General features: G+C 56.7%; 11 protein-coding genes. 6 read left to right on the top strand and 5 right to left on the bottom strand.

Translation table 11 applies throughout. From position 1 onward, the window contains the following. The 3 genes from A3220_RS15710 to A3220_RS15720 form a co-directional block, all read left to right on the top strand. Positions 1-843, top strand: an 843-nt coding sequence (locus A3220_RS15710; RefSeq protein ID WP_164834399.1) for a transposase, incomplete at its 5' end; no start/stop codon positions are given. Positions 844-958: 115 nt separating this feature from the next. Further along, the gene (locus tag A3220_RS15715; RefSeq protein WP_062375817.1) at positions 959-1,246 is read left to right on the top strand and encodes a type II toxin-antitoxin system HigB family toxin; all 288 of its coding nucleotides are present in this window, start codon (positions 959-961) and stop codon (positions 1,244-1,246) included. Then, positions 1,236-1,595, top strand: a complete 360-nt coding sequence (locus A3220_RS15720) for a helix-turn-helix domain-containing protein (protein WP_062375820.1) — start codon at positions 1,236-1,238, stop codon at positions 1,593-1,595. The genes A3220_RS15715 and A3220_RS15720 overlap by 11 nt, the downstream gene beginning before the upstream one ends. Here A3220_RS15720 and A3220_RS15725 read toward each other — a convergent pair. Genes A3220_RS15725 through A3220_RS15740 form a run of 4 tightly spaced genes read right to left on the bottom strand, consistent with a single transcriptional unit; the run spans position 1,592 to position 3,589 of the window. Next, entirely contained in the window at positions 1,592-1,876 is a 285-nt protein-coding gene (locus A3220_RS15725; protein ID WP_062375823.1) for a hypothetical protein, read from the bottom strand. The genes A3220_RS15720 and A3220_RS15725 overlap by 4 nt on opposite strands. Further along, entirely contained in the window at positions 1,867-2,187 is a 321-nt protein-coding gene (locus A3220_RS15730; RefSeq protein ID WP_062375826.1) for a hypothetical protein, read from the bottom strand. The genes A3220_RS15725 and A3220_RS15730 overlap by 10 nt, the downstream gene beginning before the upstream one ends. Before the next feature lie 9 nt (positions 2,188-2,196). Then, positions 2,197-3,360 carry a DUF3596 domain-containing protein gene (locus A3220_RS15735; protein WP_062375828.1) on the bottom strand — a complete coding sequence of 388 codons (1,164 nt, stop codon included), beginning with the start codon at positions 3,358-3,360 and terminating at the stop codon, positions 2,197-2,199. Continuing rightward, entirely contained in the window at positions 3,353-3,589 is a 237-nt protein-coding gene (locus tag A3220_RS15740; RefSeq protein ID WP_062375831.1) for a hypothetical protein, read from the bottom strand. Before A3220_RS15740 ends, A3220_RS15735 begins: the two co-directional genes overlap by 8 nt. 154 nt (positions 3,590-3,743) lie before the next feature. On the opposite strand from A3220_RS15740, the gene A3220_RS15745 reads away from it, so the two are divergent. From A3220_RS15745 to A3220_RS15755, 3 genes are all read left to right on the top strand, one after another. Then, positions 3,744-3,989 (top strand): helix-turn-helix transcriptional regulator, encoded by a 246-nt coding sequence (locus tag A3220_RS15745; RefSeq protein ID WP_062375833.1) that lies wholly within the window; start codon positions 3,744-3,746, stop codon positions 3,987-3,989. Between the two features lie 201 nt (positions 3,990-4,190). Continuing rightward, entirely contained in the window at positions 4,191-5,567 is a 1,377-nt protein-coding gene (locus tag A3220_RS15750; RefSeq protein WP_062375836.1) for a DUF262 domain-containing protein, read from the top strand. Next, positions 5,528-5,941 (top strand): DUF4433 domain-containing protein, encoded by a 414-nt coding sequence (locus tag A3220_RS15755; protein ID WP_084812803.1) that lies wholly within the window; start codon positions 5,528-5,530, stop codon positions 5,939-5,941. The genes A3220_RS15750 and A3220_RS15755 overlap by 40 nt, the downstream gene beginning before the upstream one ends. Positions 5,942-5,990: 49 nt before the next feature. On the opposite strand, the gene tnpA is transcribed toward A3220_RS15755, so the two are convergent. Continuing rightward, positions 5,991-6,270: IS200/IS605 family transposase (gene tnpA, locus A3220_RS17090; protein ID WP_084812804.1), on the bottom strand; the 280-nt coding region annotated here is incomplete at its 5' end.

Consider the following 6,270-nt stretch of genomic DNA (forward strand, 5'->3'; position numbering starts at 1 on the left):
CTGACCGAGCGGGCCGAGTCGGCGGACAAGGAGGACGCGGCCGACGGCATGGATATCCCCGCCGAGATTGCCCGCCGTGAAGCCCGCCTGGCGGCCATCGCTGAGGCGAAGGCCAAGATCGAGGCGCGCGCCGAGGAGCGGGACGCCACCGAGCAAGCCGCCTATCAGGAAAAGGTGGCGCGGCGGGAGGCGCAGCGCAAGGCCGGCAAGAAGCCCCGTGGGCGTGACCCCGAACCGCCCACTGGTGGCCCGCGTGACAAGGATCAGATCAATTTCACCGACCCGCAGTCGCGCATCATGCCGGTCACCGGCAAGGGGTTTGATCAGTGCTACAACGCCCAAGCCGCGGTTGATACCGAGAGCCTGCTGGTGACCCATGTCCACGTCACGCAGGCGACCAATGACAAGCAGCAAGTCATGCCGCTACTGACGGCCTGGCAAGGTTACCCGGAAACGCTGGGAAAACCTGACCACCTGCTGGGTGATACCGGCTACTTCAGTGCCAGCAATATCCAGGCCTGCCATGACCATGGTATCGAACCGCTGTTGGCGATGAAGCGAGACGTCCATCACCTTCCGGTCTTTGAACGTTTCGCCGCGGATCCGCCTGCCCCGGAGAGCGAGGACCCCGTCGAACAGATGGCACACCGCTTGAAGACGCAGGCGGGCCGAGCGCTCTACGCATTGCGCAAACATACCGTGGAGCCGGTCTTCGGGATCATCAAACACGTGATGGGGTTCCGGCAGTTCTCGCTACGCGGGCTGGATAAGGTCAGCGGCGAGTGGCGATTGGCCACCATGGCGTGGAATATCAAGCGGATGCACCGGTTGACGGCGGGCTGAGGGCTCGCCGCGCCCAACCGGCCAGCAGGCAAGGCGTCAGAACCGCCTTGCAGAAGCTGAGGGGCAGGTTAAGAGCCACACAACAGCACCAACACCAACACCAACACAGGGGGGGGTGAAGAACCCACGCCTCAGCTCATCCATTAACCTCAAGTCCGACAGACTGCTAGAGAGCTGGTACGATGAAGCGATAGTCGCAACATGGCGCACTCCGCATGAGGTTAAGGCTCAGTTTGGAAACGCTAGCATCTGTGGCAACAACCGCGTTGTTTTTAATATCGCCGGGAACAAGTACCGATTAGTCGTGGAAATGCAGTATCGATGCGGCATTGCCTGGGTAAAGTTCATCGGTACCCATGCACAATACGATGAAATTGATGTGGAGACGGTCAATGAACATTAAGCCAATTCGGTCTGACGATGACCTCCGTGCGGCATTCCAGCGTCTTGAGGCGATCTTCCAAGCGGAAGAGGGCACGCCAGAGGCTGATGAAATGGAGGTTCTCGTCACTCTCATTGAAGCTTATGAAGAGAAGCACTACCCAATCGCGCCCCCTGATCCCATTGAAGCCATTAAATTTCGCATGGAGCAACAAGGTCTGACCAAACGTGACCTTGAGGCATATATCGGGCCTAGTGGCCGGGTGTCTGAAGTCTTAAGCGGCAAACGGAAGCTGAGCTTGCGTATGATCAAGAGGCTTCATGACGGGCTTAAAATTCCGTACGACAGCCTGATGAGCCAAACGGCCTAATCGCCTACCGCCTCATAACGGGTGATGAAACACAGCTTTTGGCTGACGAAATTAGCCCAACGTACTGTTACCTTAAGCCGCTGGCCCATTCTAGGCGCCCCTTCTTCGATTACATGACGGTCGGTCAGGAAAACGCGCAGGCTACCCTTAGCGGTAATTAAGTACAGCGACCAGGCTTCGTGCTGCATCAACCACTCCGGCCCTTCAACGCCGGCGACATACACCTCCCCTTCAAAGTGACGGTCTACCTTTTGAGTGGCCGTTTGCGATGTTACTGCCATGCTTGATCCTCCCATGCCCATAAGGTGCGCTCTAGCTCTGCAAGCAAACGTGGAATCGCTTGGCGATTGGCATCCAGCCCCAGCTGTTTAAGCGTGCGGCCTACCCAGGTTGTTAACGCATCTAGGTTAGTGCGCTCTTGCCCGTCACCCAGCCACATCACTAAAGCACAGCCCGGTGCTAAGCTAGTGGCGGCAGCGAGCGACTCTGCCAAGCGGCGTTCAAGGCGCTGTTGCGATTGCAGTGCTGCCATTACGTGCAACGTTTCTTCGATGTCATCACGGCGCTTTATTGGCGTATTGAACGGTTTCATCGATTTCTCCTAGGCACGTTTCTGGTTCAGCATGCGCTCAAACGCAGAGCCATCTTGGCGCGTTAGGTTGGGCACGAAGCGTGAGTAAACACGGAACAACATTTCGGTTGTGGTGTGGCCCATCTGGCGGGCAATCCACTCGGGGCTCTCACCTGCTGCCAGCCATAGTGTGGCGGCGGTGTGGCGAGTTTGATAAGGGCGGCGCTTACGCAGCCCTAGCTCCTCCAACAAGGGATACCACACCCGTTTCGTCACATTGACGTGGGATAAGGCAGTGCCTTTGCGCGTAGTGAATACCAGCCCCGTTTTACCCGTCACCTCAGACTGCGCCTTCAGCGCATCAAAGACGGGTTGTGACATGTCGATAGAGCGGAAGGAACCGTCAGTTTTCGTGGGTACTATCTGGCCACGCACCAGCGCTTGGTGAACTAAAATCTGGCGACGGCCAAAATCCACGTTTTCCCAGATTAAGCCGTCGATCTCACCAGTACGCATGCCGGTGAAGAAACGCACGGTATAGTACTGACGGAAGTCTTCCCGTACGCGCTGAATGATCTGCTGCACCTCCTCAAGCGTAAACGGCTCCACATCCGTGCGCGGCACATTGAGCGATTTAATCCCGCGATAAGGTGAGCTAAACTCATAGCGGTCGGCGGCTTCATTTAGCATCATGCGCAATGGCGTCATGATGTGGTTAATGCGACTGGCAGAGAGCTTCTTGCCGCTCCGGGTATTAACTTTGGCGAGTGAGGCCCGGAACTCAAGAATTTCTGCACGAGTGATGCTGCCGACTTCCTTATGCCCTAACGCGGGCAAGATATGGCGATCCAAACACCCCTGCACGGTGACAATTTGCGATTCACGCCATTCGATCTCTTTCTCTGCAAACCACGTTTCGGCGAACTGGCGTAGCAACGGCGTCGCGTGATAGCCGCCAACCGCCGTTAGCGCACGCTTGCTTAACGTCTTGGCACGCGGGCTATCTGGAAAGTAGCGACCATAATCAAACGAACCCAGCGTAATCTCCGCCTCAATCTTCTCCAGAATCCGCTCTAGCTTTTTGCGATTCGCCGTTGTGTTATCTAGTGTCGTTTGCTCACGGCAGCGTTTGCCTAAATAGCGAAAGTCAAAGTACAGCTTGCCTGTTTCTTTGCGTGCAGCAACTTTACCCATGGCACACACCTCCACCCGCCATCGGCACACCCAGACTTTCTTCCTTCGAGTGCAACTGCATGTCACGCTCAATCGGTTCCCACAAGTACAAAATCTTGCGGCCGCCAAACGGGCGAATGTAATGAATGCCTTCCAGCAGCACATCATCTTTTAAGCGCTCACGGATAGTACGCGCGTCGTACTTGATCCGCTCGGCAAGCTCACCAGTCGTTAAGTAGTGAATAGACATCTTATGTACTCCTCAGTGGCCTTATGTAGCTTACATGCTACATAATAGACAGCAAAAAGATGCTGTCAAGCGACTCTTGTAGCTTTTACTCAACATAAGATGCGGGAGGACAAAATATTTGATAGGATGCAGCCAATTGAAAAAGGCCACTTCCATGATTCGATTTCGCTTAAAAGAGCTACTTGCTGAGAAAGGTTTTCAGGAAAATCGGCGGGTTACGCTTGATGAAGTGTCACAGGCCACTGGCATTCACCGCACGACACTATCCAAAATCGCCAATCAGCGCGGCTACAACACCGGAACAGAAAATGTAGACCGGCTTTGTGAGTATTTTGGTTGTAAGGTTGAGGATGTCATCGAGTATGTTCCTATGCCGGATGCACCAGCTTCAGCTGATTAAACTAATTTTCAAGGAAGTAACATGATCCTGCCCCTCAACCAGCTGAAGCGGCGCCTGTTCAGGGCAGCCGACATCCTGGGCGGGCGCGTTCACATAACCCTCTTACTCAATCAGGCCCAAGCCCAGTTCACAACCCCGGAATAGACCGTAGCTCTTACAAGAACATCACAACACCAGGTCCACATCGCACAGGGAACCGCCATGACCACCTTCGACAGCACCAAGCGTTCGCTGCCCGAGCTGCTCAAAGACATCACCACCGGCAAGACCCAACTCCCCGACTTCCAGCGCGGCTGGGTGTGGGACGACGACCACGTGCAGAGCCTGCTGGTCAGCATCGCCCGCTCTTTCCCGGTGGGCGCGGTGATGCTGATGGAGACCGGCGGCGAGGTGCGCTTCGAGACGCGGCCGGTGGAGGGCATCGACCCCGACAGTGTGACCAAGGAGGCGGTCTGCCTGGTGTTCGAGAAGGTTAATACCGGCGGGGTGCAGCTCTCGGTGTTCGAGCTGATCACGGCCAGTTACGCCGCCGAGGGCTATAACTTGCGCGATGATTGGTTCGGCTCCGACATACGCGACGTGCCCTCCCGCAAGGCGCGCTTCGAGGAGCACGAACTGCTCCGCGACGTGCAGAGCACCGACCTGCTCCAGGCCATTACTTTGCTGCAAACCCGCGAGCGCAAGCTGGAAGACCTCAAGGCTGGTAAGATGGGCAAGCAGGTACGTCCAGTCAGCGCCAAGCGCGCCTCGGTTCTGGATCTCCCCCTTGACGCCTATAGGCGCTGGGCCGACGTCGTGGAGAAGGGCTTCGTCGAAGCGGCCTACTTCCTCAAAGGCGAGTGCTTCTTCAGCCGCCGTGAGCTGCCCTACGCCACCCAACTGGTGCCCCTCGCCGGGGTGATGACCCTGCTCGGCAACCGCTGGCGCGAGCCGCGCATCCACACCAAGCTCTCGCGCTGGTTCTGGAGCGGCGTGCTGGGCGAGCTCTACGGCGGCTCCGTTGACACCCGCATCGCCCTGGATCTTGAAGAGCTGATGGACTGGCTCAATGACGGCACCGAGCTGCCCCGCACAGTGATCGACGCCTCCTTTGACCCCACCCGCCTGGAGTCGCTGCGCAGCCGCAATAGCGCCGCCTATAAGGGCATCAACGTGTTGATCCTGCGTAAGGGTGCAGAAGATTTCTTCTGGAAGGGCAATATCCAGGCGCTCGACCAGCAGGGAGTGGAGCTCGATATCCACCACATCTTCCCCCGCACCTGGTGCGAGGCACAGAGCATCCCTCCCCGGGTTTATGACTCAATCATAAACAAGACGCCCATCTCCGCCCGCACTAACCGCATGATTGGCGGTGATGCTCCATCGGTTTACCTAGCTCGCCTGCAGGATCACAAGCAGGTCCAACTCGATGATGCGGCGATGAACACCCTGCTCGAGGGCCACCGTATACCTGCTGCAACACTGCGCGCCGACGACTTCGATGCTTTCTACCAGCAGCGCAAGCACCGCCTGCGCACGGGGGAACTCTTAGCGACTACATTCCATTTTACTTCACACCCTTCTCGCCTATGTTACTGAATGTTGTCACTGGCCGAGGAGTCCCCAAGCAACCCAAGGAAGACATCGTGGTGCTGGTCAGTTCTCTGCCAAAGGTACAGCAACACAAGATTCCCTTTGTCTTCACAGACCGCCATGCATCTCTTGTTGAGGCTCGTTTCAGCAATCAGCTGGAGAATTTAGCAGAGTTTGTACCCTGGGAGCTGCTCCGGGCTAGGGACTTCAGCGGGAATCCCGAAGTACCTGACAAGATGGTGAGGTATATGGCCGAGGCCTTGGTATATCACTACATGCCGTCATCGGCCTTGCTAGGCTTGGGAACCTACACTGACAATGTACGTTCTGACATTGAGGCGCAAGCTGCTAGCCTAGGGGTTCAGCAAAAACCCGCGTGAACCCTCACCCACTCGGGCGGGGAGGTAAGCGGGGGCCGCACAAGCGGCCCTATTCTGGTGTCTTCTGTCCCTGCACATAAGCCTTGAGCGTCTCGATAGTGGCTCCGCCTGCGCTACAAGCGAAATACGATCTCGACCACAGCACGGCGCTCTTGCTGAGGCGCGGAATATGGGCATTCAAGAACCGCACCCGTCGGGACGACGTGGATTTCAAATTGTTGACCAGCACACTGATCGACAGCCTCGGCGGATATTCCACGAGCAGGTGAACATGGTCTTCTTCACCATCGAACTCAAGGATGCGGCAGTCGAGTTTTTCGCAAGCTGAT

Source organism: Halomonas sp. KX33721, assembly GCF_001596805.1.
Classification (GTDB): Bacteria; Pseudomonadota; Gammaproteobacteria; order Pseudomonadales; family Halomonadaceae; genus Vreelandella; species Vreelandella aquamarina.

Bases quoted from the DNA above. Each gene is read 5' to 3' on its own strand.
- A3220_RS15725 (WP_062375823.1), bottom strand. From the start codon at position 1,876: ATGGCAGTAACATCGCAAACGGCCACTCAAAAGGTAGACCGTCACTTT.
- A3220_RS15740 (WP_062375831.1), bottom strand. From the start codon at position 3,589: ATGTCTATTCACTACTTAACGACTGGTGAGCTTGCCGAGCGGATCAAG.
- A3220_RS15730 (WP_062375826.1), bottom strand. From the start codon at position 2,187: ATGAAACCGTTCAATACGCCAATAAAGCGCCGTGATGACATCGAAGAA.
- A3220_RS15735 (WP_062375828.1), bottom strand. From the start codon at position 3,360: ATGGGTAAAGTTGCTGCACGCAAAGAAACAGGCAAGCTGTACTTTGAC.
- A3220_RS15750 (WP_062375836.1), top strand. From the start codon at position 4,191: ATGACCACCTTCGACAGCACCAAGCGTTCGCTGCCCGAGCTGCTCAAA.
- A3220_RS15720 (WP_062375820.1), top strand. From the start codon at position 1,236: ATGAACATTAAGCCAATTCGGTCTGACGATGACCTCCGTGCGGCATTC.
- A3220_RS15745 (WP_062375833.1), top strand. From the start codon at position 3,744: ATGATTCGATTTCGCTTAAAAGAGCTACTTGCTGAGAAAGGTTTTCAG.